This window comes from Brevundimonas sp. NPDC046655 (genome assembly GCF_044901625.1).
Lineage (GTDB): Bacteria > Pseudomonadota > Alphaproteobacteria > Caulobacterales > Caulobacteraceae > Brevundimonas.
In genome coordinates, this window is the sequence record NZ_JBJDPV010000001.1 from 49212 (window position 1) to 71605 (window position 22394).

Annotated in this window: 24 protein-coding genes; 12 read left to right on the forward strand and 12 right to left on the reverse strand. The window is 65.7% G+C overall.

The genetic code is table 11. The features are described 5' to 3' along the window. Nucleotides 1–22 precede the first annotated feature (22 nt). Nucleotides 23–640, reverse strand: a complete 618-nt coding sequence (locus ACI2KI_RS00220) for a TetR/AcrR family transcriptional regulator (protein ID WP_292082402.1) — start codon at nt 638–640, stop codon at nt 23–25. Nucleotides 641–715: 75 nt separating this feature from the next. Here ACI2KI_RS00220 and ACI2KI_RS00225 point away from each other — a divergent pair, with 75 nt between their 5' ends. From ACI2KI_RS00225 to ACI2KI_RS00245, 5 genes are all read left to right on the forward strand, one after another. Further along, nucleotides 716–1576, forward strand: a complete 861-nt coding sequence (locus ACI2KI_RS00225; RefSeq protein WP_292082403.1) for an NAD(P)-dependent oxidoreductase — start codon at nt 716–718, stop codon at nt 1574–1576. 105 nt (nt 1577–1681) lie between these two features. Then, nucleotides 1682–2755, forward strand: a complete 1074-nt coding sequence (locus ACI2KI_RS00230) for an MFS transporter (RefSeq protein ID WP_292082405.1) — start codon at nt 1682–1684, stop codon at nt 2753–2755. Nucleotide 2756: 1 nt separating this feature from the next. Continuing rightward, nucleotides 2757–3359 (forward strand): hypothetical protein, encoded by a 603-nt coding sequence (locus ACI2KI_RS00235; protein WP_404616755.1) that lies wholly within the window; start codon nt 2757–2759, stop codon nt 3357–3359. 322 nt (nt 3360–3681) lie between these two features. After that, nucleotides 3682–5301 carry an FMN-binding glutamate synthase family protein gene (locus tag ACI2KI_RS00240; protein WP_292082407.1) on the forward strand — a complete coding sequence of 540 codons (1620 nt, stop codon included), beginning with the start codon at nt 3682–3684 and terminating at the stop codon, nt 5299–5301. A gap of 275 nt (nt 5302–5576) precedes the next feature. After that, on the forward strand, nt 5577–7115 hold the full coding sequence (locus tag ACI2KI_RS00245) for a Fic family protein (RefSeq protein WP_404616757.1): 1539 nt from the start codon (nt 5577–5579) through the stop codon (nt 7113–7115). 88 nt (nt 7116–7203) lie between these two features. Here the strand turns inward: ACI2KI_RS00245 and ACI2KI_RS00250 are convergent, their stop codons facing one another. Continuing rightward, nucleotides 7204–8526 carry a site-specific integrase gene (locus tag ACI2KI_RS00250; RefSeq protein ID WP_292082408.1) on the reverse strand — a complete coding sequence of 441 codons (1323 nt, stop codon included), beginning with the start codon at nt 8524–8526 and terminating at the stop codon, nt 7204–7206. 329 nt (nt 8527–8855) lie between these two features. Between ACI2KI_RS00250 and ACI2KI_RS00255 the strand changes: the two genes are divergently transcribed. Together ACI2KI_RS00255 and ACI2KI_RS00260 are read left to right on the forward strand one after the other, a co-directional pair. After that, nucleotides 8856–9188 (forward strand): hypothetical protein, encoded by a 333-nt coding sequence (locus tag ACI2KI_RS00255; RefSeq protein ID WP_404616759.1) that lies wholly within the window; start codon nt 8856–8858, stop codon nt 9186–9188. Nucleotides 9189–9241: 53 nt separating this feature from the next. Continuing rightward, nucleotides 9242–9808 (forward strand): hypothetical protein, encoded by a 567-nt coding sequence (locus tag ACI2KI_RS00260; protein WP_404616761.1) that lies wholly within the window; start codon nt 9242–9244, stop codon nt 9806–9808. Here ACI2KI_RS00260 and tgt read toward each other — a convergent pair. The 3 genes from tgt to queA form a co-directional block, all read right to left on the reverse strand. Continuing rightward, a complete protein-coding gene (tgt, locus tag ACI2KI_RS00265; RefSeq protein WP_404618889.1) occupies nt 9805–10920 on the reverse strand; it encodes a tRNA guanosine(34) transglycosylase Tgt in 1116 nt (371 codons plus the stop codon). The genes ACI2KI_RS00260 and tgt overlap by 4 nt on opposite strands. A gap of 205 nt (nt 10921–11125) precedes the next feature. Continuing rightward, entirely contained in the window at nt 11126–11593 is a 468-nt protein-coding gene (locus tag ACI2KI_RS00270; RefSeq protein ID WP_404616763.1) for a hypothetical protein, read from the reverse strand. Then, nucleotides 11590–12681 carry a tRNA preQ1(34) S-adenosylmethionine ribosyltransferase-isomerase QueA gene (gene queA, locus ACI2KI_RS00275; RefSeq protein WP_404616765.1) on the reverse strand — a complete coding sequence of 364 codons (1092 nt, stop codon included), beginning with the start codon at nt 12679–12681 and terminating at the stop codon, nt 11590–11592. Before queA ends, ACI2KI_RS00270 begins: the two co-directional genes overlap by 4 nt. Between queA and ACI2KI_RS00280 the strand changes: the two genes are divergently transcribed. After that, nucleotides 12680–13246: a MaoC family dehydratase gene (locus tag ACI2KI_RS00280; RefSeq protein WP_404616766.1), complete on the forward strand. Its 567-nt coding sequence runs from the start codon at nt 12680–12682 to the stop codon at nt 13244–13246. The genes queA and ACI2KI_RS00280 overlap by 2 nt on opposite strands. An 84-nt stretch (nt 13247–13330) precedes the next feature. On the opposite strand, the gene ACI2KI_RS00285 is transcribed toward ACI2KI_RS00280, so the two are convergent. Further along, complete coding sequence (locus ACI2KI_RS00285) at nt 13331–13810, reverse strand: hypothetical protein (protein ID WP_404616768.1); 480 nt, start codon at nt 13808–13810, stop codon at nt 13331–13333. Nucleotides 13811–13922: 112 nt separating this feature from the next. Between ACI2KI_RS00285 and ACI2KI_RS00290 the strand changes: the two genes are divergently transcribed. Together ACI2KI_RS00290 and ACI2KI_RS00295 are read left to right on the forward strand one after the other, a co-directional pair. Then, complete coding sequence (locus ACI2KI_RS00290; protein WP_404616770.1) at nt 13923–15593, forward strand: lysine--tRNA ligase; 1671 nt, start codon at nt 13923–13925, stop codon at nt 15591–15593. A gap of 265 nt (nt 15594–15858) precedes the next feature. After that, a complete protein-coding gene (locus tag ACI2KI_RS00295) occupies nt 15859–16338 on the forward strand; it encodes an SH3 domain-containing protein (protein ID WP_312062332.1) in 480 nt (159 codons plus the stop codon). A 119-nt stretch (nt 16339–16457) separates the two neighbouring features. Here ACI2KI_RS00295 and ACI2KI_RS00300 read toward each other — a convergent pair whose 3' ends face one another. The 6 genes from ACI2KI_RS00300 to ACI2KI_RS00325 form a co-directional block, all read right to left on the reverse strand. After that, nucleotides 16458–17093, reverse strand: coding sequence for a helix-turn-helix transcriptional regulator (locus tag ACI2KI_RS00300; protein ID WP_292082417.1), 636 nt, complete (start codon nt 17091–17093; stop codon nt 16458–16460). A gap of 57 nt (nt 17094–17150) precedes the next feature. Further along, nucleotides 17151–17546 carry a hypothetical protein gene (locus tag ACI2KI_RS00305; RefSeq protein ID WP_404616772.1) on the reverse strand — a complete coding sequence of 132 codons (396 nt, stop codon included), beginning with the start codon at nt 17544–17546 and terminating at the stop codon, nt 17151–17153. 128 nt (nt 17547–17674) lie between these two features. Next, the gene (locus ACI2KI_RS00310) at nt 17675–18022 is read right to left on the reverse strand and encodes a hypothetical protein (protein ID WP_292082419.1); all 348 of its coding nucleotides are present in this window, start codon (nt 18020–18022) and stop codon (nt 17675–17677) included. Nucleotides 18023–18134: 112 nt separating this feature from the next. Continuing rightward, nucleotides 18135–18542 (reverse strand): PaaI family thioesterase, encoded by a 408-nt coding sequence (locus ACI2KI_RS00315; protein WP_404616774.1) that lies wholly within the window; start codon nt 18540–18542, stop codon nt 18135–18137. Further along, nucleotides 18539–19024: a PaaI family thioesterase gene (locus ACI2KI_RS00320; protein WP_404616776.1), complete on the reverse strand. Its 486-nt coding sequence runs from the start codon at nt 19022–19024 to the stop codon at nt 18539–18541. The genes ACI2KI_RS00315 and ACI2KI_RS00320 overlap by 4 nt, the downstream gene beginning before the upstream one ends. 120 nt (nt 19025–19144) lie before the next feature. After that, entirely contained in the window at nt 19145–20761 is a 1617-nt protein-coding gene (locus ACI2KI_RS00325) for a response regulator (RefSeq protein WP_404616778.1), read from the reverse strand. A 208-nt stretch (nt 20762–20969) separates the two neighbouring features. Between ACI2KI_RS00325 and queC the strand changes: the two genes are divergently transcribed. Both queC and queE read left to right on the forward strand, forming a co-directional pair. Beyond that, nucleotides 20970–21689 (forward strand): 7-cyano-7-deazaguanine synthase QueC, encoded by a 720-nt coding sequence (gene queC / locus ACI2KI_RS00330; protein WP_404616780.1) that lies wholly within the window; start codon nt 20970–20972, stop codon nt 21687–21689. Then, on the forward strand, nt 21686–22321 hold the full coding sequence (queE, locus tag ACI2KI_RS00335; RefSeq protein WP_404618891.1) for a 7-carboxy-7-deazaguanine synthase: 636 nt from the start codon (nt 21686–21688) through the stop codon (nt 22319–22321). The genes queC and queE overlap by 4 nt, the downstream gene beginning before the upstream one ends. Nucleotides 22322–22394 lie beyond the last annotated feature (73 nt).

A 22394-nucleotide genomic window follows, 5' to 3' on the forward strand; every position in this document is an offset into this window, starting at 1 on the left:
TCCGGGGAGGGCGGCGTGATCTTCAGGCCGGCTTCAGAGCGTTGGTGAAAAGGTCCGCATAGTGCTCGCCGATCTGTCGCGGCGAGCGCTCGCCGTCGTCTTCGAACCACAACGCCGCCGCATTGAGCGCGCCAGCGATGGCGAAGGCGGTCAGCTTGGGATCTGTGGGCGTCAGCGAGCCGTCGGATGCGCCGTCAGCCAGCACGGCGCGGATACGGTCGTCCACCGTGCGCTTCAGGCGACGAACCTCCTCGCGCAAGGGCGGGGAAAGGCTGTTGTCGGGCACGCGCGTCAGGCAGCGGCCATAGACGGAGAGGATGGCCTCGGCGTAGGCGACGATCAGGATCCAGAGCCGGGAAGCGCCGGAGGCGTCTCGCGGTCCCGTGCGTTGCGTCACCTCGTCCAGCAGGCCCAGGGCGGCGAGATAGCAGGCTGAAAGGAGGGCCTCCTTGCTCGCTCCGTAATAATAGACGGTCGGCTTGGAGACGTTCAGGCGGGCCGCAATGTCATCCAGAGACGTGTTGTGGAAGCCGTTCTCGTTGAACGCCGTGGCCGCCGCGAGCAGCACGGCCTCGCGCTTGGCGGACCGCTCCTTGGAACGATCTTCCTTTGGCTTCCAAGGGGAGTCCGGCTGAATCATGATGCCTCCTACTGGTCAGTAGAATAGCGAACTGATAGTAGATGTCCATCTCAAGATGAGGTTGGAGGGTGCGTGATGAGCCTTAAGGGAAAGACGCTGTTTATTACCGGCGGATCGAGAGGGATCGGTCTGGCGATCGGGCTGAAGGCAGCGCGCGACGGGGCCAATGTGGTCATCTTCGCCAAGACGGCCGAACCCCATCCCAAATTGCCCGGGACCGTCTATAGCGCCGCTGCCGAGATCGAGGCGGCGGGAGGCCGGAGCCTGGCCATCATCGGCGACGTGCGCTTTGAGGATCAGATCGCAGCAGCCATGGCCCTGGCCGCCGAAACCTTCGGGGGCATCGACATTCTGGTGAACAACGCCAGCGCCATCTCGCTTTCGGATACGGCGGCGACCGACGCCAAGCGGTACGATCTGATGGATCAGATCAACGGCCGCGGCGCCTTCTTTTGCACGCGCGCCGCCGCGCCCTATCTCGTGGCGGCGAAAAATCCCCACGTGCTCAACCTGTCGCCACCGCTGGACATGAAGGCGAAATGGTTCGCGCCGCACGTGGCCTACACCATCGCGAAGTTCAACATGAGCCTGTGCACCCTGGGCCATGCGGCCGAGTACGCCGACAGGGGCGTCGCGGTGAATTCCCTGTGGCCATTGACCGCTATCGATACGGCGGCGGTGCGAAACGTGATCGGTACGGAGCGCGGGGCGGCGCGCAAGGCCGAGATCGTGGCCGACGCCGCCTATGTCATCTTCCAAAAGCCCGCGCTGTCCTGCACGGGCAACTTCTTCATTGACGAGGAAGTGCTCCGTGAAGCGGGAGTGACGGACTTCTCGGCCTATGCGCATGATCCTGCGGCGGACCTCCTGGCCGATTATTTCGTGCCCGAAGAGGTTTTCGAACGGTCGCCCACGAAGCTGAATCGCTTCTATTAACCTCCCCGCGCGGCCAGGCGGGGGCGGCGTCAAGGCGTCGGGAGGCGCCGCCGCCCCAGTCCCGGCCAGCGTCCGTGTCGTGCGTGGACAGCGGACGGAATCACGATGCACTCTCACGCCATGACGCAGAGCCAGCCGCAGACCTTCACGCCGCTTGAAAAGCGCGTGACCCTGATCGCCCTGATGATCGTTTTTCTTCTGTCGGCGCTGGACCAGACCATCGTCGCCACGGCCATGCCGCGCATCGTAGGACAGTTGTCCGGGCTGGATCTCTACCCCTGGGTGACGACGGCCTATCTGCTGGCCTCGACCGTCATGGTGCCGATCTACGGCAAGCTGTCGGACATCTATGGCCGCAAGCCGATCCTGGTGATCGGCATCGTCATCTTCATCGTGGGGTCGGCCCTGTGCGGCCTGTCGGGAGAGTTCGGCGATCTACCGCTGCTAGGTGGGGGCATGATCCAGCTGATTGTCTTCCGGGCTATCCAGGGCCTGGGCGGCGCCGCGCTGATCACGTCCGCCTTCGCCGTCATCGCCGACCTCTATCCGCCGCGCGAGCGGGCCAAGCTGGGCGGGCTGTTCGGGTCCACCTTTGGTCTGGCGAGCGTTGTCGGGCCGCTGGTCGGCGGGTTCCTGACTGATCTGCCGACCGTCCAACTGCTGGGCTATGAGGTCGCCGGCTGGCGCTGGGTCTTCTATATCAACCTGCCGCTCGCGGGTCTGGCCCTGTTCATGATCCTGGTGAAGACGCCGCGTCTGACCCATCGGACGGGCGGGCGTATCGACTTCATCGGCGCGGCGCTGTTGCTGACCTGTTTCGTGCCGCTGCTGTTGGCGCTGAGCCTGGGCGGTACGGCCGGCTGGGCGGCGCCGCACGTTCTGGGCTTGTTCGCTCTGGCGGCGCTTTCGCTGATCGCCTGCCTTGTCGTCGAAGCCAAGGTCGAAAACCCGATCATATCCCTGTCGCTGTTCAAGAACCGGACCTTCGCCACCGCCAACCTCTCGGCCTTCCTGATGTTCATGGCCTTCATGGGGATGGTGTCCTACCTGCCGCTCTACATGCAGATGGGGCTGGGCCTTCCCGCCACGACCAGCGGCCTGGCGATGACGCCCCTGACGATCGGCCTGATCGTGGCGGCGACGGCGAGCGGGTTTCTGGTCAACCGCATCGGCCGCTAAAGTGATGGTGGCCGGCGCGGCCCTCACGGCCCTGGCCGCCTTCCTTCTGTCGCAGACGCCCCCAGACGCTGAACTGCCGGACCTGATGTGGCGGGTGACGCTTCTGGGGCTGGGGCTCGGCCCGGCGCAGAGCGTTTTCAACCTGGCGTCCCAGAACGCCGTGCCGCGGGACCAGTTGGGCGTGGCCACCAGCGCGGGTCAGTTCTTCCGCCAGGTCGGCTCAACCGTCGGCGTGGCGGTTTTCGGCGCGGTCCTGACCCACAATCTGGCCGCTCCCATGAAGAGCGCGCCCGCTGCTGATCCGACGGCGCAGGTTCGCAGCCTGTCGCTGGCGGAGATCGAGAAGATGGCGGTGGGCGCGCATCAGGGCGCGGCGGGGGAGGGCGCGGTCGCTGTCGTCCAGCCGGAGGTTCGCGCTGCGGTGACCTCGGCCATTCTGGGCGTGGTGTTCACGGGATTCCTCGTCTGCCTTCTGGGATTGGCGTCGACGCTGCTGGTCCCCGACCTGCCGCTCCTGGCCAGCCGCAAGCCAGAACCTCTGGATGTCCGCGCGCTGGGCGAAGCGCCCGGCGAACCGCCTCAGCCTGATCGCGGCGCCGGTTGAGGCGGTTCGGAGGGGAAGATTACAGATCATGACATAGGTCTCGAAACTGGACCCGAGCCCTATTGCTTCGAAGTAGATATGCAGAAGGCCCGGTGAGAGGGAGGGCGCCCCAGATCGCCTGCGCCGCCCAGGCGGTGCGACCATCGGAGGAGGGGTCTCGTTGATCTGGCATTGAGATGCCGATCTACGCCAGACGACGGCGCGCCGTGCGGGCGTCGTCGGAGAAGCTGACGCTGGTCTCGGCGCAATCCAGCCGCCATAGTTGCGGGACTATGAGACCCGGCCGAGCATTCGGGTCGCTGGCGACAGGGACCTCAGCAACATGCGGTTAAATCAGTATTCGGCCTTTGGCCTCTGCATCCTCGTTCTCATCGTCGGCGTGGCGTTGGCCCTGTATTATCCGTGGCTGTGGTTTGTGCCCGTGATCGCCGGCGCGCTGGTCCTGCTGGGCGTCGTCGACCTGATCCAGCCGCAACACTCGATCCGCCGCAACTATCCGGTCCTGGGCCACGTCCGCTGGTTGGCCGAGATGGTCCGACCGGAAATCCGGCAGTATCTGATTGAGGCCGATCAGGAGGCTGCGCCCTTTTCCCGCAACCAGCGCTCGCTGGTCTATGCCCGGGCCAAGAAGGAAGGTTCGGAACGATCGTTCGGCACCCAGATGGATGTCTATAGCGTCGGCTATGACTTCATGGGCCATTCGATCCGGCCCGCGCCCGTTGCGGACCCCGCCACCTTCCGCATCCTGATCGGCGGCGACCAGTGCGCCCAGCCCTACTTGGGCTCGGTTTTCAACATCTCGGCCATGAGCTTCGGTTCGCTCAGCGCCAACGCCATCCGCGCCCTGAACAAGGGCGCGGCCATGGGCGGGTTCGCCCATGACACGGGAGAGGGCGGCTATAGCCCCTATCACCGCGAAAACGGCGGCGACATCATCTGGGAGCTGGGCAGCGGCTATTTCGGCTGCCGCACGGAGACCGGGGCCTTCGACCCCGAAAGGTTCGCGGCCCAGGCGGCGAACCCCCAGATCAAGATGATCGAAATCAAGCTGAGCCAGGGCGCCAAGCCGGGCCACGGCGGGATCCTACCCGCTCAAAAGGTCAGCGCCGAGATCGCGGCCACGCGGGGCGTGCCCATGGGACGGGACTGTGTCTCTCCCGCAAGCCACAGCGCCTTCTCGACCCCGCTGCAGATGATGGAATTCATCGCCAAGTTGCGTGAACTGTCGGGCGGCAAGCCGGTGGGCTTCAAGCTGTGCATCGGCCAGCCGTGGGAGTTCATGGGCATCGTCAAGGCCATGCTGGCGACGGGCATCCGTCCCGACTTCATCGTCGTCGACGGCGGCGAGGGCGGCACCGGCGCGGCGCCCGTGGAGTTCACCGACCATCTGGGCACGCCGATGCGCGAGGGTCTGCTGTTCGTCCACAATACGCTCGTCGGCGCCGGCCTGCGCGACCAGATCCGCATCGGCGCGGCCGGCAAGATCACCAGCGCCTTCGACATCGCCAGCGTTCTGGCCATAGGCGCTGACTGGGCCAATGCCGCGCGCGGCTTCATGTTCGCCCTTGGCTGCGTCCAGTCTCTGAGTTGCGGCACCAACCGCTGCCCCACCGGGGTTGCGACCCAGGACCCCCTGCGCCAGCGCGCCCTCGTCGTGCCGGACAAGGCCGAGCGGGTGCACCAGTTCCACCGCACCACCCTGAAGGCCTTGTCGGAAATGCTGGCGGCGGCGGGCATCCGCCACCCCAGCGACCTGCGCCCCCACCATCTGGCGCGTCGCATCAGCCAGACCGAGATCAAGCTGTTTTCACAGCTTCACGTCTTCCTTCGCCCGGGCGAACTCCTGACTGGCGAAGAGGGCCGCAGCTTCTATTCCGAGAGCTGGCGCCTGGCCCGGGCCGACCGTTTCGATCTCGAAGAGCCCGCGACAGCGCGGGTCTAGCAGGGCGGCCCCACGGTTTGCCAATCTACGTTCTTGAACGCCGTCCCAACGGGTTGATTTTGGTCTTGGGCATCGGACCGAAACCGTCCTGGAATTTTTAATGACGTAAAAAGCGAAATTTGGCGCAACAAGAAAAGCGAAATTTAACGCAGCCAAAAAAGCGAAATATAAAACGACATTAAAAGCGAAATTTGATACAGCATGAAAAGCGAAAAATAGCGCGTAGCTTGATTCAGCGATCGAAGCGCACGTTTTGGACGAAGGACGCAGACCCCTTGGCCACGCCGCAGGAAAAGCTAGCTGACGCCCTGGAGGCGCTGCACGCGCTTCAGGAGCAGGGGCGAACCGTCATTCGCACGCAGGATCTCACGCGGGTTCAGCGCGAACGTCTCACCAGGCAGGGTTTCATCCGCCCGGTCATCAACGGCTGGTACATTCCGGCTCGTCCAGACGAGACTGTTGGAGAAACCACCGCCTGGTATGCCTCCTACTGGGATTTCGTCAGCGCCTATCTGGAAGACCGCTTTGGAGACGCCTGGTCGCTTTCCCCGGAACAATCCCTGCTGCTGCATGCAGAGCAGTGGAGGGTGCCTGAGCAGCTTCTGGTCCGGTCTCCACGTGGCCGCGGTCAGGTCACGCAGTTCATTCACGGCTCAAGCGTGTACGATCTCCGCTTGCCGGGGGCTCAGGACCGGGACCAGACGGTTCTGAGAAACCTGCGGGTCTACAAGGTGGAGGCGGCGCTCATCGCCGCTGGGCCCGGCGTCTACGCAACCCATCCGACGGAGATGAGGACCGTTCTGGCTGGCCAGCGCGATTTCTCCGCCGTGCTTGAGAGGCTGTTGAACGGGGGGCATTCCGTCATCGCCGGTCGCCTCGCGGGCGCGTGCCGAAATATCGGCCGTGATGGCGAAGCCGTCGAAATTCTCGAAACCATGCGCGCCGCCGGCTATGATGTCAGGGAGACCGATCCCTTTGCCGGACGATTGCCCGGCTTTGTCTATCGCCGTGACGAGCCGCCGGCTTCCCGACGGATCAGGTTGATGTGGCAAACCTTGCGGGACGACATACCCGCGCGTTTTCCGGCGCCTGCCCACCAAGCCGTCGCCCCCAGGGACTATCTCCAGGCGGTGGAGGACCTCTACGTCACCGACGCCTATCATTCGCTCTCGATCGAGGGCTACCGGGTCGATGCGGCCCTGATCGATCGGGTGCGGCGCGGAGACTGGAATCCCGAGTCAAATGATGAAGACCGTCGGCAACGCGACGCTCTGGCGGCAAGGGGCTACCATGACGCCTTCCAGGCGGTGAAAGCCAGCGTCGCGCGGGTGCTGGAGGGCCAGAACGCCGGGCGCATCGCCGATGAGGACCATAGAGGCTGGTATCGCCAACTCTTCGGTCCGAGCGTCACGGCCGGGCTTATTCCTGCCGGCGCGCTCGCCGGTTATCGCAACGGGCCGGTCTATATTCGCGGGTCGCGCCACACGCCGCTGAACCCTGATGCGGTGAGAGACGCCATGGGGACGCTATTCGAACTGCTCGATGAAGAGGCCGAGCCCAGCGTGCGCGTGGTGCTGGGTCATTTCATCTTCGTCTATATTCACCCCTATCTGGACGGGAACGGCCGGATGGGGCGGTTTCTGATGAATCTGATGTTCGCCTCGGGCGGCTATCCATGGACCGTCATCTCGGTTCAACGGCGTCAGGCCTATATGGCCGCGCTGGAACAGGCGAGCGTCGATCAGAACATTGGGCCCTTCGCCGACTTTCTTGCAGGTCTGATTGGAGAGACGCCGCCCGCCGCTCCGGCATGATAGGTTGCGGGTCGATCATTCCTGAAGGCGTCGGGTCAGGCTGCTCGTTGGGGGAGGGACTTGCGCGAGCGCGTCACATCTCGAAGTCTCAGCCAGGAGAGCTTGGTGCATTCAGAGGCTGCTTGGCCACTATCTCACCGACTAACACGCTCCATGCTGCCAGCGCTGATCGCTTCTCCACCATGAAATCATAGAGGGCGTAGGTCGACAGGGTGACGGCGGCGGCTCCGCCCTTTTCGCTCGTGTGATTGAGGATTCGACCGATGACGAAAGGTGAGATCCGCAGGCGTTCGCTCGCCATGCTGGTCGCCGCCGTGCGTCTCAGGTCATGCGGGGTCAGGGCGGGCAACGAAAGAGCGCTTCTCACATCGCGCAGGGCGCGGCTCAATGCGGCGGGCGTCAGGGATTTCTCACGGTCCCAGCGGGCAGGGAAGATAAACTGCGTGGGTTCGTTGACGAGGGTCATGGCCTCCCGAATGAGCGCCACGGCCCCCGGCGACAGCGGCACCAGCGTAGGTCGGCCGTTCTTGGTTCTCGATCCCGGTATGGTCCAGACCGCCTGTTCGAGGTCCACCTCCGCTCGGGTCATGCATGCGACCTCGTGGCGGCGTTGCAGGGTGAGCAGCAGCAGCTTGATCGCAATGCCGACCGGACGGCTGACGTAGACGCGCTGGTTCTTGCGACGTGCGCTTTTCGCGCACGTCAGCGCAGTGGGGTCATCCAAGGCTCGCCAGATCGCGCCGATCTCCGCATCGCGCAATACGCGTTCACGAGGGGACTCGTCACCCAGGGCCGGCACTCTTGCGACAGGGTTCGCGGTTACGGCTTCGGCCTCGAGGATCGCGTAGTTGAACATCTGACGGATCTGGGCGCGGACTCGATTGGAGCTCGTGTCCTGGCCCTTTGTGATCAGCGCGCGCAGGAGCGTCTTGATCGCGGCTGGAGTGACGTCCTCAAGGCGAAGCGACCCCAGGGCCGGCTCGATGTGCTTGGTCCAAAGCCATTTCTCGCCAGCGATCGTGGACGCCCGCTTGCGCTTTCCGCGCGGCTTCCACTCGCCGCGCTCGGTGGCCTCGAAATAGGCGAGGCTGAGGTCCCGAAATGTCTTGATGGTCTGGGAGCGGCGCTCGACCTTCTTGCGGCGCTTCTCTCCTGCGGGATCCACCCCATCCAAGGCCTGAAGGCGAGCTTGAGCGCAGCGTTTTCGGGCATCGGCGAGCGAAAGGTCGGGGTAGAGGCCCAGACTGAAGCGGCGCTCGTCGCCGTCTTCCGTCCGGTAGCGGATCGCCCAGGTTTTTCTCCCCGTCTCGCTGACTCTCAGCATGAGACCCGCGCCAAGTGGGTTTTCATCATAGATCTCAATGCGTGCCCTGGCCGGCGCGACGACCGAAGCGACGAACTTGTCTGTCAATCTGACTTTGGGCATCCGACGAGTATGCCAGATTTGTCTGTGTCCCAAAGCGGTTTGGGACACATATGGGACACAGAAAGCAGAAGCAGCCTGAACACCCCTGACGACATCTGAATTAGAAAAGATAATAAAAACAGTGAGTACTGGATTATCGTGAAATGGCCTGAAACCCAATGAAATCAATATTTCGTCTGACTTTTAATCAGAGGGTCCTCGGTTCGAGCCCGAGGGGGCGTACCATCTCCCCTTTTTTCTGAAGTGCTTCGTTCGACTGCGGAACGACCGCTCGGCGCCCTTGGTTCTGTTCAGGAAGCCACGGGAGATCGGCCATGCCGCATCAGAACACCACCTCGTCCAAAGCCACGTCCCAGAACGCCGTGAACGACCCGATCGCGCCCAACGATCAGGCACGTGAGCAGAATCGGTCGGTTCATCCCGAGCCGCGATCCTACGCCGCGCATGACGTCGTTGATTCGACCCTGGCGGGGCCGGCGGCCGGAGAGGTTGCGGACTATGCCGACGAGGGCGAGGCCATGGGGATGTCGGGCCAGCAGCAGGGCCGAAACCACAGCGTTCGCCCGATCCGCACCGAGTCGCACAACGGTCAGGGCCGCAAGACGCGTCAAGCCAACCACGAGCGCTTCGGCCGTCGGCCGCAATAGCCTTCACCGTGGGAGAGGCTTCACCATGGGGGTGGGGCATGGTTTAAGGCGGGATGCGCCAGATTTCCCATGCCGTCGCCGCCGTGTCCCTTTCGCTGGCCTTGGCCGGCTGCAACGCCGGAGCCTCGGCGCGCGGCGGAGCTGAACAGGTCGGCGCGGGGCTGGGCAACGCCGTCACGGCGCCGCTGGATGATCTGAACCTGCGTCGGCAGGAGATTCCAACTGTTCTGCTGCAGGCGGAGAGCAACCCCTACGACCTGCGCAACCTGAACCACTGCCGCACCATCGCCGCCGAGATCGCGCGGCTGGACGACGCCCTGGGGCCGGATACGGATGCGCCGCCGTCGCAGGACGGCTCCTATCTCAGCGAGCGGGCGGCGGACGCCGCCGCCGGGGCCACGCTGGATGCCGTGCGCGGGGCCGTGACCGACTTCATTCCCGCGCGCAGCTGGGTGCGGCGTCTGAGCGGCGCGGACGCCCACAGCAAGCACGTACAGTCGGCCATTCAGGCCGGGCTGCGCCGTCGGTCCTTCCTCAAGGGGGTCGGGATGCAGCGCAACTGCGCCCCGCCGGCGGCGCCGGGGGGGTTCGTGCCCCGTCAGACCCGCGGCGCGCGCTAGGCTTTCAGGTGCCGGGCGCGGAAGTCGCGCCGGAACTGCTCGAACCGACCTTCGCTGATGGCGTCGCGCATGGCCGCCGTCAGGGCCTGGAAGAAGGCGATGTTGTGCCAGCTCAGCAGGATCTTGCCGAGAATCTCGTCGGCGCGGATCAGGTGGTGCAGGTAGGCCTTTGAATAGTCGTTGGACGCGGGGCAGGGCACGCCCATGTCCAGCGGGTCCTGATCCTCGGCGAAGCGGGCGTTCTTGATGTTGATCGGCCCGTCCCAGGTCCAGGCCTGACCGTGGCGACCGGCGCGGGTAGGCAGGACGCAGTCGAACATGTCAACGCCGCGATAGACGGCCTCGACCAGATCGATCGGCTTGCCGACGCCCATCAGATAGCGGGGGCGGTCCTTGGGCAGGAACTCAGGCGCGAAGTCCAGCACCTCGCACATGGCCTCATGCCCCTCGCCGACGGCCAGGCCTCCGATGGCGTAGCCGTCGAAGCCGATCTCCTGGAGGCGTTCCGAGGATTCGCGGCGCAGGTTCTCATAGGTCGAGCCCTGCTGGATGCCGAACAGGGCCTGCGTATCGCGCGTGCCGAAGGCGTTCTTGGAGCGCTGGGCCCAGCGGGCCGACAGCTCCATGCCCTGACGGGCGCGCTTTTCCTCGGCGGGCCAGGCGACACACTCGTCCAGTTGCATGACGATGTCGGAGCCGAGGCGGTCGGCCTGAATCTGGATCGAGCGTTCCGGCGTCAGGACGTGTTTCGACCCGTCGATATGGCTGGAGAAGGTCACGGCCTCCTCGGTCAGCTTGGAGATGCCCGACAGGCTCATGACCTGGAAACCGCCGGAGTCCGTCAGGATCGGCTTGTCCCAGCGCATGAAGTTGTGAAGCCCGCCCAGGCGCTCCATCCGCTCGGGGCCGGGGCGCAGCATCAGGTGATAGGTGTTGCCCAGCAGGATGTCCGCGCCGGTCTGCTTGACCTGATCCACCGTCAGCGCCTTGACCGTGGCGGCGGTGCCGACCGGCATGAAGGCGGGGGTGCGGATGTCGCCGCGCGGGGTCTTCAGCACGCCGGTGCGGGCGCGGCCTTCGGTGGCGTTGATCTGGAAAGGAAAGGGCAACAGTTAACTCCGCTCATCCCCGCGGAGGCGGGGACCCAGGCTTTAGCCATGTCCATGCGGCTGGCTCGTGGCTCTCAAGCATATGCGGGTCCGCCCTGTCACCCCCGACATCGTCATCCCGGCCTTGAGCCGGGATCGCGGCAGGCGTCGCGTTTTGAGCGGTCCCGGATAACGGCTTCGCCGTTTCCGGGATGACGACCTGTTGGGACTAGCGCAGGCTTTCCAGCATTTCGGCGCGCTGCAGGTCCTTGGGGCGGCCGAACAGGCGGCAGGTCTCGATCTGCTCGGTGATCGAGGGCGTGAAGACGGTGAAGTCCTCCAGCACGATCGGCACGCGGGTCGAGAAGGTGACGGGAACCCAGTCGCCGCCGGCGCGCACGTCCATATTGGCCATGACGTCCAGCGGCACGGGCGTGGTCAGGATCTGGCCGAAGACCTGCGAACGGAACAGACCCTCGCCGGGATCGGGCGTGACCTCGCCGTGAAGACCCTCGATCAGGCGGCGCGCGTCACGCGGACTGCACAGGATGTCGATGTCCGGCGCCCGCCAGTCCTGCAGCCCCCACAGCACCATGGCCGCGCCGCCGAAGATCCACCACGGATCCTGCATCTCGTTCGCCGCCGAGGCGAGGATGTCCAGGGAGGCGGCGAAATCGTCGGGCAGGTTCTCGGTCATGCGTCCTTCCTGAACAGCAGGCTCCCGTCGCCATAGGAATAGAAGCGGTAGCCGTTGTCGATGGCGTGGGCGTAGGCGGCGCGCATGGTCTCCAGCCCGGCGAAGGCGCTGACCAGCATGAACAGGGTCGATTTCGGCAGGTGGAAGTTGGTCATCAGCACGTCGCAGGCGCGGAAGCGGTAGCCGGGCGTGATGAAGATGGCGGTGTCGCCGTGGAAGGGCTGGACCACGCCGTCCTCGGTCGTGGCGCTTTCCAGCAGGCGCAAGCTGGTGGTGCCGACGCAGACGATGCGGCCGCCGGCGGCGCGGACGGCTTTCAGGGCGGCGGCGGTCTGGGGCGAGACCTCGCCCCACTCGGAGTGCATCTTGTGGTCGGCGGTGTCGTCGGCCTTGACCGGCAGGAAGGTGCCGGCGCCGACGTGCAGGGTCACGGCGTGGGTGCTGACGCCGCGCGCGCGGATGGCGTCCAGCAGGGCCGGGGTGAAGTGCAGGCCCGCCGTGGGCGCTGCGACCGAACCGTCATACGCAGCGAAGACCGTCTGATAATCCCTCAGGTCGCGGTCGTCCTCGGGCCGCTTGGCCGCGATATAGGGGGGCAGGGGCATGACCCCGACGTCGCGTATGGCGTCGTCCAGCGCCGGCCCGGCCAAGTCGAAGCGCAGGGTGATCAGGCCGTCTTCGTCCTTCGCCTCGACCGTGGCGTCGAGGCGGCCCAGCTCGCAGGCGGCGTCGTTGCTGCGGCCGAAATGGATGCGGTCGCCCGGCTTGATGCGCTTGCCCGGCTTCATGAAGGCGGACCAGACATCGGGGGCGTCGCGGTGGTGCAAGGTGGCCTCGACCTCGACGGTCAGGGTCTCGCCTTCCGGTCCGACGCGCTGACGCACGCCGGACAGGCGGGCCGGGATCACCCGCGTGTCGTTGAACACCAGGGCGTCGCCGGGCTGCAGGAAGTCCGGCAGGTCGCGGATGATCCGGTCGTCCAGCGCGCCGTCCCTGACCACCAGCAGACGCGCGGAATCGCGCGGCTCGGCGGGGCGCAGCGCGATGCAGGCATCGGGCAGGTCGAAGTCGAAATCGGAGGTCAGCATGAGGACGGGCAAAGGCCATGCCCGCGCCGCCGGGTCAAGGCGCAGGGCGGTTGGCCGCGCCGCGCGAAGCGACTATCTGACCCGCAGTTCGCATGAGGAAGACGACATGGCCGATCGCTATCTGGACGACCTGACGGTCGGCGAGAGCTGGGAGGGCGCGCCCTTCACCATCACCGAGGCCGAGGTGATCGCCTTCGCCCAGCAGTTCGATCCCCAGCCCATGCATATCGACAAGGTGGCGGCGGAGGGTGGGCGTTTCGGCGGCCTGATCGCCAGCGGCTGGCACGTCGCCTCGCGGGTGATGCGGGAATATGTCGACGCCGCCTATTTCGGCGCCACGCCCATGCTGGGCATCAGCATCGACGACCTGCGCTGGCTGCGCCCCGTGCGGCCCGGCGACACGCTGACCGTCCGCCGCGAAATCCTGGCCGTCACCCCCTCGCAGAGCCGCCCCGACCGGGGCACGGTCAAGACTAGGACCTGGGTCCGCAATCAGGAGGGCGACCTGGTCATGACCTTCGAGAACCTGATGCAGTTGCCCAAGGACCCGTCGGCGCGACTTTGAACAGGTCTTGTCGGGCGTGGATGGCTGATGCCGCTGACGCGGACGCCCGCAAAGTGTGGCGGGTCGCCCTTATTCGCGCCAATCTTATTTAAGCCGGGACAACCCCAGCGACCGAGCGGCGCTTGCGCCATCCACCTTAGCGCTAGCCGGCAATTGAAGATTGTCGCAGACTACACGTGCAATGAAATCCCAAGTTTGCTCGGATTCTATCGGCTTGGTTGGTTCTGCAGGAAACGAAACGATCCAGTTGCCGTTAGGGCCAAACGCATTGACGGATATCTGTCGATAGGTCCGGGCCGAGCAATCGATCTCTAATTCCGTCGTGTCTTGGTCAATCGTCCCACCTGGGCTGGGAATGGTGTCTGCATAAACTCGGTAGTTTGTAACCGAAACCATGTCGCCGGAGCGCTTGCGCGAGTTCTCTACTATGAAATTTGCAGCGATGCTGTTGCCAGCGAACAAGGTGAAAGGGCCCTGGGGCAACTGCTTGCTCGAGGCCGTAGCGACCGGGGCGGTCGCCAGAGCCAACATGAAGGTCGTGAGACGCAGAAACATGAAACGCATGATTTGGCTCAGCAGTGAGGATCTGGATTTTCGATCCATTCAATAGCTTGAGGCGACCAGAGTTTCCAATGAGGTCGTTGACCCCACGCGCTTGACGCGTCAAAGCCCGTGGATGCTTCAGAACCTTGAAACCCTGTCCCGTGAGGCCCGTTCGTGGCCGTTTGAGCAAGCGCGCAACCTGCTGGCCCACGTGCTCAAGAAACGGCTGTCGGACGCGGAGCGCGATGCGGCGAAGCTGCTGATCGACGCGGGCAAGGCGGATGAGGCTCTGGCGACCTTTGAGGCGCTGAACCGGCCGGTGATCCTGGAGACGGGTTACGGCCCGTCGGGCCTGCCGCACATGGGCACCTTCGGCGAGGTCGCGCGCACGACCATGGTGCGCAATGCGTTTCGCGCCCTGACCGGCGATCACTGGCGCACGCGCCTGATCGCCTTCAGCGACGACATGGACGGCCTGCGCAAGGTGCCGGAGGGCGTGCCGAACCCGGAGATGCTGCGCGAGGACCTGCACCTGCCGCTAACCAAGGTGCGCGACCCGTTCGGCACGCACGACAGCTTTGGCGCGCACAACAACGCCCGTCTGCGCGCCTTCCTCGACAGCTTCGGCTTCGACTACGAGTTCATGTCCTCGACCGAGACCTATCGGTCGGGCCGGTTCGACGCGACCCTGCTGACCCTGCTGGAACGCTTCGACAAGGTCATGGGCATCATGCTGCCGACCCTGGGCGAGGAGCGCCGCGCCACCTATTCGCCCTTCCTGCCGATCAGCCCGATCACCGGCCATGTGCTGCAGGTGCCGACGCTGGAGCGCAACGTCGAGCGTGGCACCATCGTCTTCGACGACCCCGCCGGCGGCCGTACCGAGGTCCCCGTCACCGGCGGTCATGTGAAGCTGCAGTGGAAGCCCGACTGGGCCATGCGCTGGACGGCGCTGGACGTCGATTACGAGATGTCGGGCAAGGACCTGATCGAAAGCGTGCGCGAGAGCGGCAAGATCTGTCGCGCCCTGGGCGGCACGCCGCCGGAAGGCTTCAACTACGAGCTCTTCCTCGACGTCGAGGGCAAGAAGATCTCCAAGTCCAAGGGCAACGGCCTGACGATGGACGAGTGGCTGCGTTACGGCACGCCCGAGAGCCTGAGCTGGTACATGTTCCAGTCGCCGAAGTCGGCCAAGAGCCTGCACTTCAACGTCATCCCGCGCGCGACGGACGACTATCTGTCCTTCATCGAGCAGTACAGGACGCAGGAACCGGCCAAGCAGATCGACAACGCCGTCTGGCACATTCACTCAGGGACCCCGCCCGAGAGCGCCTCTCCGGTGTCTTTCGCCCTGCTGCTGAACCTGGTGGGGGTGGCCAACGCCTCCAGCAAGGATCAGCTGTGGGCCTATTTCGCCAAGTACCTGCCGGACGCCACGCCGACGAGCGAGCCCGTGCTGGACCGGCTGATGGGCTATGCGCTGAACTACTACGAGGACTTCGTGAAGCCCTCGAAGACCTATCGTCTGCCCGATGGCAAGGAGAAGGCGGCGCTGCTGGATCTGGCGGAACGGTTGAAGGCCCTGCCGGCCGACACGACCGACGGCGAGATCATCCAGGGCGAGGTTTACGCCGTGGGCAAGGCGCACGAGTTCGAGCCGCTGCGGGCCTGGTTCCAGGCGCTCTACGAGGTGCTGCTGGGCGCTTCGCAGGGGCCGCGCTTCGGGTCGTTCGCAGCCATCTATGGTCTGCCCCAGACCATCGCCCTGATCGAAGCGGGCGCGAACGGCGAACTGGCCGGTTAAGCGCGTCATCCCGGCCGTAGCGCTCGCACAGCGAGGGCGAAGAGCCGGGACCGCCCAGGACGCTGAAGGCGGTGCTTCCTGCGGTCCCGGATAACGGCTGCGCCGTTTCCGGGATGACGTGGGCGTGGGCGCTCTACGGGCCTCAAGTAGCCCGAAGGGCGTTAGGCCCAGGAAAGATGAACCGAAAATAACGGCGAGGCGGGGGGAGCCTTCAGCTTCGCCGGGGCATTGTCCTCCTCACGACACTCGATGACAGGAGAGAGACATGTCGAAGTTCTTCAAGGCGGGTCTGGCCGCCACCGCTATGTTCGCCGCTCTGGGTTCGGCCGCCGTGCCGATGACCGCCAGCGCCATGCCGCAAGCCAACGGCGTCACCAACTGTGACGCGCCAGGCGGCCGTCAGCGCGCCGGCGCCGCGATCGGCGCCGTGCTGGGCGGCCTGGCCGGCAGCCAGGTGTCCAAGAATGAGCGCGCCCTCGGCGCCGTGGTCGGCGCGGGCGCCGGCGCCGCCGCCGGTTCCTACATCGGCTGCAACCAGCAGCGCGCGCGATCGGCCAACCAGGCGGCCGCCAACTCCTACCGCGCCACGTCGAACCTGCGCATCCGCACGGGTCCGGGCACCAGCTATCGCCAGACCGGCAGCCTGTCGGCCGGCCAGCCCTTCACCGCCGTGGGTTCGCAAGGCGAGTGGGTCCAGATCGCCGGCGGCGGCTGGGTGAACGCCCACCACGTCGCGCCGAACTAAGCGACTGACAGTCTGAATGGAGAGAGCCGTCCCTGACCGGGGGCGGCTCTCTTTTTTTGGGGCGCTATCGGCCGTTCGGCCTACTTGAGCGCAAGTTTCGTGGCTGTGCCGGCCTTGGGCTACTGGCTGACCCAGAGGATGCGGGCCATCCACAGGATGTCGCGGCGGGGCAGGGCGCGGGGCGGATAGGCGGGGTTGATCGAGGCCAGGGTCACTTCGCGCGCATTCATCGCTGCGATCTCCTTGGCCAGGGTCTCGCCTTGAGCGGTTCGCACCGCCACCCGGTCGCCGCGCCGCACATCTGAAGCCTCCAGATCCACGATCACCCGGTCGCCGGGGCGATAGAGGGGCGCCATGGAATCCCCGTCGATGGTCAGGCTGAACAGGCTGTCCTTGTGCGTCGGCAGGCTGGTCTGGTCCCAGCCCTCGGCCAGGGGCAGGCCGGCGTCGTCGAAGAAGCCGTCGGCGCCCGCCTTGGCCAGGCCCAGCAGGGGGATGGAGCGGTCTTCGGCCGGGGCGTCGTCGGCGAGTGCGGCGAAGGCGGCCAGGGAAAGGCCAGTCGCCTCCAGAACTCGGGTCAGGCTCTCGGTCGAAGGCCAGCGCGGACGGGGCGGCTCGCCGGGGCCGAAGCGTTTGGACGGATTGAAGCTGGTGGCGTCCAGGCCCGCGCGACGCGCCAGGCCGGACGGCGAGGTTCCCTCGCGACGCGCCAGGGCGTCCAGGGCCTTCCAGAGTCTGGCGTGGGAGAGGGGCAAGGGCGTTCCTGCAACGGCGACGCCAGCAATCTATCGCGGAGTGATAGGAATATCCACCTATTCGACTTCGTCGCCGATGGCGCGGCGTTCTTGCCACGCCCAGAAGGTGCCGATGGCGATGGCCAGCATGATGCCGTAACCGGTCATGTTGACGACGGTATAGAAGGCCGAGATGGGGGTGCGCAGGTCCGCCATGATCATGATGTGGCTGGTCACGGCCAGAAGCTGCAGGGCGCAGGCCCAGACCGGCCACGAACGCGGCGCCTTCCAGACCATGGTGCCGAAGACTATCAGCAGCACGACGTCGATTGCGAAGACGCCCCATTGCACGCCGAAATAGCCGCCCGAAGTTTGCGCCATCAGCGACGCAAACCAAGCGAACAGATAGGCGCCGGCGCCTATGCGCTCGGGTTCTCCGCCCTTGAGCAGGGCGAACAGGCCTACAATGACCATGAATCCGGCACCAACGTAGCCAGCAATGGTTTCAAACACGAAGGCCCCCACTGTCGCCATGACAATGGGGGCCAACATACAGCAGAGTTATCGAGAACCGGAGCCTCGATATCCTAGATTACGCCGAATTAAGCGACGCGCAGATGATCGCTCTTGCGGGTCATCGGGCGGTCGTCCCACTCGTCGGGCTTGTTCAGCGGGCCGGCGGCGTAGACGCCGTAGCCGAGGCGACGGTGATCCTTCTGCAGCTCGGCGTGGCAGGCGACGACGGCGTCGCGGGCGGTGCTGAGAGCCATGATGGCCTCGATGGCCTTGGCTTGCGAAGCAGCGCCGGACACCGGAGAGATCGACAGGGCGGCGCGGGCGCCGATCATCGACTGAACCAGGGTGGTGGCGTGGGTGATGGCGTCATCCACAGCCTTTTCGGTGGCGTAGAGGTCGCCAGCGACGCTGGCGATGACTTCAGAGCGATCCATGGCTTTACCCCTCAATAAAGAAACACCGTCATTTCTTAACGCGTATTAAGGGTGTTTGGTAGGGGTTTGTTTACCAAGGGTTACGTTTCAATCTTAAGTTGTTTTCGCCGCCCTAGGTTGAGCCCTCATCGTCATCGAGCAGGAAGTGGGCGGTCAGGGCGGCGATGGGCTGGTCGCGGCCTTGCTGCCAGGCCTCGGCCACCACGTATGCGACGCGCCGGCCGGCCTTGTTGATCCGGGCCTGGGCGAAGACGTCGTTCGGGCGTCCCGAACGCAGATAGGCCACGGTGACGTTGATCGGGCGGGGCAGACGCAGGCGCGGATAGCTGAGCGCCACCTGGGCGACGGCGGTCATCTCCAGCAGGGCGGCGGTCGATCCGCCGTGCAGGGCCGGCAGCATGGGATTGCCGATCAGATGGTCGGCAAAGGGCATGACGACCGTCAGTTCGTCCCCGTTCAACTGCGTCCGCAGGCCCAGGAAGCGGGCGTAGGGCAGACTGTCGAGCAGGGGGGCGCTCATGCAGCGTCTCCAGTGTGGCTGGCCCGAGGGCGCAGGTTGGCGCCGGCGCGGTGATCGCCCTCGGCGCTGATGACATAGGCGGACTGGGCGGCCGCCACGGGATCGGCGGGGTCGTCCTCGAAAGCCCAGGCGCGGACGAAACCGATGCTGCGCGTCAACCGGTAGCAGCGCGCCTCGGCGATCAGATCGCGCTTGGGCATGGCGGCGCGCATGTAATCGACCCGCAGATCGAGGGTGGCGATGGGTTGATAGGTCCCAAGGCCGACCCAGACCGCCAGGCCGCCGACATGGTCCAGGAGGGTGGTGACCAGCCCCCCGGCGAGGACGCCGGTCTCGGGATCGCCGACCAGGTCGTCGCGATAGGGCACGCGCAGGCGCACGCGGTCGCCGTCCAGACCTTCATACTGAAAGCCCAGGGCATGGGTGTGAGCCGCGCCCGCGGCGAGTTGCGGCAGCAGGTTGGTCAAAAACATATCCGTCATCGAGACGCCCTTGGCTAAGGCTGTCGACGGTCAGGCCGAGCGTGACAGCGCTCGCCTTGGTGGCCCGTGGCGCGGGGGCTTGTCCAGTGGCCGCGGGTCAGGCCGCCGGAAGGCGAGGGATCAGGCGGCGGGACGTTTCCGCGCCCTCGGCGCGTCCGACGCGACGGCGGGGTCGGCGGCGAGAGCCGCGTTCATCGCCATGCGCAGGCGCTCCGGTTTGATGGGCTTTTCCACCACGGCGGCCATGCCGACGGCCAGATAGTGCTTGGCGTCCTCAGGATCGGCGTTGGCGGTCAAGGCCACGATGGGAATGTTCCGGCTGTCACCGGGCAGGGCGCGAATGGCCTGAGTCGCCTGGACGCCGTCCATGCGCGGCATCTTGATGTCCATCAGGATCAGGTCAAACGGACGAATCTGAACGGCTTCCAGCGCTTCCTGGCCGTCCTCGACGGTTTCCGAGGTGCAGCCGAACATTTCGCACAGGGCCTGGGCCACGACGCGGTTGGTCGCGTTGTCGTCGGCGATCAGGACGTGCGGGCGGGCCTGCAGATCCAGTTCGTCCAGGGTGGAGACGTTGGACGGCTCTTCCTGTTCAATGACGGCGCGCGGGGCCGACAGGTCGAAGGCGAAGGTGGCGCCGCGGCCGATATTGTTCTCGGCCCAGATGCGGCCGTCCATCTGCTCGATCAGGTGGCGGCTGATCGCCAGGCCCAGGCCTGCGCCGTCCGCACCTTCCGTTTGTTCGAAAATCTGGTCGATGCGCGTCGAGTCTACGCCGGGGCCGTCGTCACGAACGCGAGCTTCCAGGCGCACATGGTCGCCGATCACCATGGCCTTGAGGCTGGCTTCCACCATGCCGTTGCGGGCGAATTTCAGGGCGTGGCCGATCAGGTTGTTGAACACCTGGGTCAGGCGCGCGCCATCCAGCACGCCGGCCAACTCGGTGTCGCCTTCATAGCCGACCATCAGGGTCACGCCGTCCTGGGCGGCGCGGGGCGCCCACAGGGCTTGAACCTCGTCCATCACGGCGCGCAGCGGCGTCGGCTCGGGCTTCAGCTCCAGCTCGCCGGCCTGGGCTCGGGCCAGGTCCAGGGCGTCCTGCAGGGTGTCGAGCAGGGTTTCCGAGGAATCGATGATGGTCTGGACGTGGGCGAGAGCGGCTTCGCTCAGAGGCTGGCGACGCAGCAATTCGGCGACGGCCAGGACGCCGTTCATCGGCGTGCGCAGTTCGCGGCTCATCAGGCCCATGAACTGGCTCTTGGCGCGGGCCGAGGCTGCGGCCTGGACCTCGGCGTCGCTGAGGGCGCGCACCTGCTCGCTCAGGTCGTGGTTATTCTGGCGCTGGATGGCGTTGACCGCGCGCAGCAGGGACACCGCCGTGCCGACGCCGCGATAGGCGCCGTTGCGGGTGACGATGAAGCCGCGCATCAGGGCGCCGGGTCCGCTCTTCAGGATGATGTCGGAAAAGGCGTCGATGCGGACCCCGGCCTCGACCACGGCGGGTTCGGCGTCCATGACGTGGGTGACTTCGCGGGCGCCGTACAGACTCTGACCCAGCGAGCTGGACAGCTTCATCAGGAAGTCGCTGCGTTCGATCAGACCCAGAGGGCGTTCGCCATCGACGACCGGGATGACCAGGGTGTCCGGTTCGCGCTCAAACCGAGCAAGGACCGCGCTCGCCATGGTGGCGGCGGTCACCGGCTCTACGCGCTCGGTCAGCACTTCGATCGTCGGCATACGGCCGGCACTCCAATATGGAGTTTTACATTCTGTGAGAACGCTTTGCGAAAGGGTTAAGAGCGAACCGAATTTGCTCAAACTGACGAAAAGGGTCGGTCGGTCGTGTTTTGCGGCGCGACGCCGAGTGGCGTATAGGGAGGGCTGATCCAATCTTTCCCTGTCTCCTTCTGGATGCGCGCGGCCGCCGGCCGACCGCAGGTTCGTCATGAGCGTTACGCCGCAAGCTTCTGAAAAATCGGCCCTTGTTTTGTTTTCGGGCGGGCAGGACAGCGCCACCTGCCTGGCCTGGGCGCTGGAACGGTATGAGCGGGTCGAGACCATCGGCTTCGACTATGGTCAGCGTCACGCGGTCGAGATGTCGGCGCGCCAGACGGTGCGCGAGCAAATGGTGAACGTCCTGCCGCAATGGGCCGGGCGGCTGGGGCCGGATCACGTGGTCGACCTGACCGGTTTCGGGGCCATCGGCGAGACGGCCATGACCACGGATCGCGCCATCGAGGCCGACGCGCGCGGCCTGCCCAACACCTTCGTGCCGGGGCGTAATCTGATCTTTCTGGTGGCGGCGGCGGCGCTAGCGGATCGCCGGGGGCTGGCGGTCCTGGTCGGCGGCATGTGCGAGACCGACTTCTCGGGCTATCCCGACTGCCGCAACGATACGATCCAGGCCATGAGTCAGGCCCTGACCCTGGGGCTGGCCAGGCCGTCGCCGATCGAGACGCCGCTGATGTTCCTGACCAAGGCCCAGACCTGGGCCCTGGCCGAGCGGATCGGCGGGCGGGCGCTGGTGGATATGATCGTCGAGGCCAGCCACACCTGCTACCTGGGCGACCGGACCCATCGCCACGACTGGGGCTATGGCTGCGGAACCTGCCCGGCCTGCGAACTGCGGGCGGCGGGCTATGGCGAATGGGCGGCGCGCGCGTGACCTATTCGGCCAAGGAAGTCTTTCTGACGGTGCAGGGCGAGGGTGGTCAGGCCGGAAGGCCCGCCGTCTTCCTGCGCTTTGCCGGCTGCAACCTGTGGAGCGGGCTGGAGCGGGACCGCGCCACCGCCGTCTGCAGCTTCTGCGACACGGACTTCGTCGGCGTGAACGGCGACGGGGGCGGCAAGTTCAAGACCGCCGACCTGATGGCCGACCATGTCGCCGGCATGTGGCGGGGTCGCGAGGGCGATCCCAAGTTGGTGGTCTGCACCGGCGGCGAGCCGCTGATGCAGTTGGACGCGCCCCTGATCGAGGCCCTGCACGCCCGCGGGTTCGAGGTCGCCATCGAGTCCAACGGCACGCTGGCGGCGCCCGAGGGGATCGACTGGATCTGCATCAGCCCCAAGGCCGACGCGCCGGTAGTCCAGACCTCGGGTCAGGAGCTGAAGCTGGTCTATCCGCAGCCCCTGGCCATGCCCGAGCGGTTCGAGGGTCTCGACTTCGAACGCTTCTGGCTGCAACCCATGGACGGCCCCGACCAGGCCGCCAACACCGCCGCCGCCATCGAATACTGCCTGACCCACCCGCAATGGCGGCTCAGCGTCCAGACGCACAAATACATCGGGGTGCGATAGGCGCGAAGCGCAAGGTTGACGACCATCGTTCTTTGAATGACTGTGTGCTCCTTTCTCAAGGAGTGGGCTAATG

Bases quoted from the DNA above. Each gene is read 5' to 3' on its own strand.
- ACI2KI_RS00220 (WP_292082402.1), bottom strand. From the start codon at position 640: ATGATTCAGCCGGACTCCCCTTGGAAGCCAAAGGAAGATCGTTCCAAG.
- ACI2KI_RS00225 (WP_292082403.1), top strand. From the start codon at position 716: ATGAGCCTTAAGGGAAAGACGCTGTTTATTACCGGCGGATCGAGAGGG.
- ACI2KI_RS00230 (WP_292082405.1), top strand. From the start codon at position 1,682: ATGCACTCTCACGCCATGACGCAGAGCCAGCCGCAGACCTTCACGCCG.
- ACI2KI_RS00240 (WP_292082407.1), top strand. From the start codon at position 3,682: ATGCGGTTAAATCAGTATTCGGCCTTTGGCCTCTGCATCCTCGTTCTC.
- ACI2KI_RS00255 (WP_404616759.1), top strand. From the start codon at position 8,856: ATGCCGCATCAGAACACCACCTCGTCCAAAGCCACGTCCCAGAACGCC.
- ACI2KI_RS00260 (WP_404616761.1), top strand. From the start codon at position 9,242: ATGCGCCAGATTTCCCATGCCGTCGCCGCCGTGTCCCTTTCGCTGGCC.
- ACI2KI_RS00270 (WP_404616763.1), bottom strand. From the start codon at position 11,593: ATGACCGAGAACCTGCCCGACGATTTCGCCGCCTCCCTGGACATCCTC.
- ACI2KI_RS00280 (WP_404616766.1), top strand. From the start codon at position 12,680: ATGAGGACGGGCAAAGGCCATGCCCGCGCCGCCGGGTCAAGGCGCAGG.
- queA (WP_404616765.1), bottom strand. From the start codon at position 12,681: ATGCTGACCTCCGATTTCGACTTCGACCTGCCCGATGCCTGCATCGCG.
- ACI2KI_RS00285 (WP_404616768.1), bottom strand. From the start codon at position 13,810: ATGCGTTTCATGTTTCTGCGTCTCACGACCTTCATGTTGGCTCTGGCG.
- ACI2KI_RS00290 (WP_404616770.1), top strand. From the start codon at position 13,923: ATGCTTCAGAACCTTGAAACCCTGTCCCGTGAGGCCCGTTCGTGGCCG.
- ACI2KI_RS00295 (WP_312062332.1), top strand. From the start codon at position 15,859: ATGTCGAAGTTCTTCAAGGCGGGTCTGGCCGCCACCGCTATGTTCGCC.
- ACI2KI_RS00305 (WP_404616772.1), bottom strand. From the start codon at position 17,546: ATGGTCATTGTAGGCCTGTTCGCCCTGCTCAAGGGCGGAGAACCCGAG.
- ACI2KI_RS00310 (WP_292082419.1), bottom strand. From the start codon at position 18,022: ATGGATCGCTCTGAAGTCATCGCCAGCGTCGCTGGCGACCTCTACGCC.
- ACI2KI_RS00315 (WP_404616774.1), bottom strand. From the start codon at position 18,542: ATGAGCGCCCCCCTGCTCGACAGTCTGCCCTACGCCCGCTTCCTGGGC.
- ACI2KI_RS00320 (WP_404616776.1), bottom strand. From the start codon at position 19,024: ATGACGGATATGTTTTTGACCAACCTGCTGCCGCAACTCGCCGCGGGC.
- ACI2KI_RS00325 (WP_404616778.1), bottom strand. From the start codon at position 20,761: ATGCCGACGATCGAAGTGCTGACCGAGCGCGTAGAGCCGGTGACCGCC.
- queC (WP_404616780.1), top strand. From the start codon at position 20,970: ATGAGCGTTACGCCGCAAGCTTCTGAAAAATCGGCCCTTGTTTTGTTT.